Origin of the sequence: Rhizobacter sp., from assembly GCF_035702065.1 — a bacterium.
Lineage (GTDB): Bacteria > Pseudomonadota > Gammaproteobacteria > Burkholderiales > Burkholderiaceae_C > Rhizobacter.
Map to the genome: position 1 here is coordinate 1 of NZ_DASSRA010000325.1, position 3224 is coordinate 3224.

Genomic DNA, 3224 nt, shown 5'->3' on the forward strand with positions numbered 1-3224 from the left:
AGAAGACCTTGGTCAGGCCCTCGATCAGGCCGAGCGCGAGGCCGGTGAGGATGGAGCCGAGGATGGAGCCCATGCCGCCGATCACCACCACGGCGAACACGATGATGATGAGGTTGCTGCCCATCAGCGGCGTCACCTGGATGATGGGCGCGGCCAGCACGCCGGCGATGGCGGCGAGTGCGGCGCCACCGGCGTAGGTGAACATCACCATCAGCGGCACGTTGATGCCGAAGGCCTGCACCAGCGGCGGGTTCTCGGTGCCGGCGCGCAGCGTGGCGCCCAGGCGCGTCTTCTCGATCAGCACCCAGGTGCCCAGGCAGACGATCAGCGAGGCCAGCACGACCCAGGCGCGGTAGTTGGGCAGCACCATGAAGCCGAGGTTGGTGGCGCCTTGCAGCAGGTCGGGCACCGGGTAAGACTGGCCCGACACGCCGAACTGCTCGCGGAACACGCCCTCGGCGATGAGCGCCAGGCCGAAGGTGAGCAAGAGGCCGTAGATCGGGTCGAGCTTGTAGAGGTGGCGCAGTAGCGTGCGCTCGATGACCACGCCGAGCGCGCCCACCACCAGCGGTGCGAGCACCAGGGCGGCCCAGTAGTTGAGGCCGAACTTCTCCAGGCTCAGCCAGGCCACGTAGGCGCCGATCATGTAGAGCGCGCCGTGGGCGAAGTTGACGATGCCCAAGAGGCCGAAGATCACCGCCAGCCCGAGGCTGAGCATGGCGTAGAACGAGCCGTTGACCAGGCCGAGCAGGAGCTGGCCCAGGAAGGCTTGTATGGGAATGCCGAATATTTCAGTCATGGCGGTGAACTTGATGTGTCATCCCGGCGAACGCCGGGATCCACAGTTGGCGTGGCAGTGGGTCCCGACGTTCGTCGGGATGACTGCACTTCTTACTTCCACAAAGCGCACTTGGACTCCGCTTTGGTGGTCCAAGCGGTCTCGCCCTTGAAGGTCTCGGCCACCTTGTAGTAGTCCCACGGCTCGGTCGACTCCTTCGGCGACTTGACCTGCATCAGGTACATGTCGTGCACCATGCGGCCGTCGTCGCGGATGAAGCCGCCCTTGGCGAAGATGTCGTTGACCTTGGTCTTCTTCATCTGCGCGAGCACCTTGTCGGCGTCGTCGGTGCCAGCGGCCTTGACAGCAGCCAGGTAGTTGGCCGCGGCAGAGTAGTCGCCCGCCTGGATGGACGAAGGCATGCGCTTGATCTTCTCGAAGAACTTGCGGCTCCAGGCGCGCGTCTCGGCGTCGCGGTTCCAGTACCAGCTGTCGGTGAGGTACATGCCCTGCGTGGCGTTCAGGCCCAGCGAATGCACGTCGTTGATGAACATCAGCAGGCCGGCCAGCTTCATGGTCTTGGTGATGCCGAACTCGTTGGCTGCCTTGATGCTGTTGATGGTGTCGCCACCGGCATTGGCCAGGCCCAGGATCTGCGCCTTGCTCGACTGCGCCTGCAGCAGGAAGGAGGAGAAGTCGCTCGCCGACAGCGGGTGCTTCACCGAGCCGACGATGGTGCCGCCGGCGGCCTTGACCACGGCCGAGGTGTCGTTCATCAGCTGCGCGCCGAAGGCGTAGTCGGCCTGCAGGAAGTACCAGCTCTTGCCGCCGGCCTTCACCACCGCGTTGCCGGTGCCCTTGGCCAGCGCCACGGTGTCATACGCCCAGTGCACGGTGTAGGGGTTGCACTGCTCGTTGGTCAGGGCCGAGGTGGCCGCACCGACCGAGATGAACACCTTCTTCTTCTCGGCCGCCACCTTGGCCATGGCCAGGCTGGTGCCGGAGTTGGTGCCGCCGATCAGCATGTCGAGGCCGGCGGTGTCGAACCATTCGCGCGCCTTGGCGGCGGCGATGTCGGGCTTGTTCTGGTGGTCGGCCGAGACCAGCTCGATGGTCTTGCCGTTGATCTTGCCGCCCGCATCGGCGATGGCCATCTTGATGGCTTCGACGCCGGCCGGGCCGTCGATGTCGGAGTACAGGCCCGACATGTCGGTGATGATGCCGATCTTGATCACGTCGCCCGAGACCTGGGCCTGCGCGGGAGCGAACGCCGCTGCACAGGCGAGCGAACAAGCGGCAGCGATGTGCTTCAGTTTCATGTGTATCTCCTTCTGGGTGGGTTGGGAGTTGTCAAACACCGAGGTACTCATGGAGTTGCGCCATGCGATCCGGCAGTTGCGACTGGGTGAACTCTTGAAGAATGCGGCCGTGCTCCATCACGAGAAAGCGGTCGGCCAGCGGCGCGGCAAAGCGGAAGTTCTGCTCGACCATCACGATGGTGTAGCCCTGCTTGCGCAGCGCCACCACCATCTCGGCCAGCTTCTGCACGATGACCGGGGCCAGGCCCTCGGAGATCTCGTCGAGCAGCAGCAGCTTGGCGCCGGTGCGCAGGATGCGCGCCACCGCCAGCATCTGCTGCTCGCCGCCGGACAGGCGCGTGCCCTGGCTGCCGGCGCGCTCCTTCAGGTTGGGGAACATGGCGTAGATCTGCTCGATGGCCATGCCGCCTTCGGCCAGCTTGGGCGGCAGCAGCAGGTTCTCTTCGGCCGACAGGCTGGAGAAGATGCCACGCTCTTCCGGGCAGTAGCCAATGCCCAGCCGGGCAATGCGGTGCGTTGGCAGGGCGATGGCCTCCTGCCCGCGGATGCGGATCGAACCCTTGCGCGTGCCTATCAGGCCCATGATGGCGCGCAGCGTGCTCGTGCGGCCGGCGCCGTTGCGGCCCAGCAGGGTCACGACCTCGCCTTCGTCGACGTGGAAGTTCACGCCGTGCAGCACGTGCGATTCGCCGTACCAGCCTTGCAGTTCGCGGACTTCGAGAAATCGTGTCATGGTGTATTGATCCAAGCCAAGCTACGCGCCGAGGAACCGGCTCTGCCGGGCCTCTGGCGTGGCGCCCCTTGGGGGCTGAGCCCGGACACAAACAGTCCAGTGGACGGTTTGTGCCTGGCGAAGAGCTGGGCCACTGGCCCAGCGCGGCCTGCAAGGCGGCAGCGGAGCGACTGGGGGGCCAACATCAATGCGCCCCCTGCAGTTCGACGTTCGCGGTGCCCATGTAGGCCTCCATCACGGCCGGGTTCTTGGACACCTCGGCATACGGTCCTTCGGCCAGCGTGGCGCCACGCTGCAGCACGGTGATGGTGTCGGCGATGCTCGAGACCACGCTCATGTTGTGCTCCACCATCAGGATCGTGCGGCTGACCGAGACCTTCTTGATGAGCTGGCG

At 65.4% G+C, this 3224-nt stretch carries 4 protein-coding genes; all 4 read right to left on the reverse strand.

The annotated features are described in order from the left end of the window. On the reverse strand, positions 1–799 hold a 799-nt coding region (locus VFL64_RS14480), incomplete at its 3' end, for a branched-chain amino acid ABC transporter permease (protein ID WP_489541086.1). Between the two features lie 92 nt (positions 800–891). Further along, a complete protein-coding gene (locus tag VFL64_RS14485; protein WP_489541087.1) occupies positions 892–2097 on the reverse strand; it encodes an ABC transporter substrate-binding protein in 1206 nt (401 codons plus the stop codon). Positions 2098–2128: 31 nt separating this feature from the next. Continuing rightward, positions 2129–2830, reverse strand: a complete 702-nt coding sequence (locus VFL64_RS14490) for an ABC transporter ATP-binding protein (RefSeq protein WP_489541088.1) — start codon at positions 2828–2830, stop codon at positions 2129–2131. Between the two features lie 184 nt (positions 2831–3014). Then, positions 3015–3224, reverse strand: a 210-nt coding sequence (locus tag VFL64_RS14495) for an ABC transporter ATP-binding protein C-terminal domain-containing protein (protein WP_489541089.1), incomplete at its 5' end; no start/stop codon positions are given.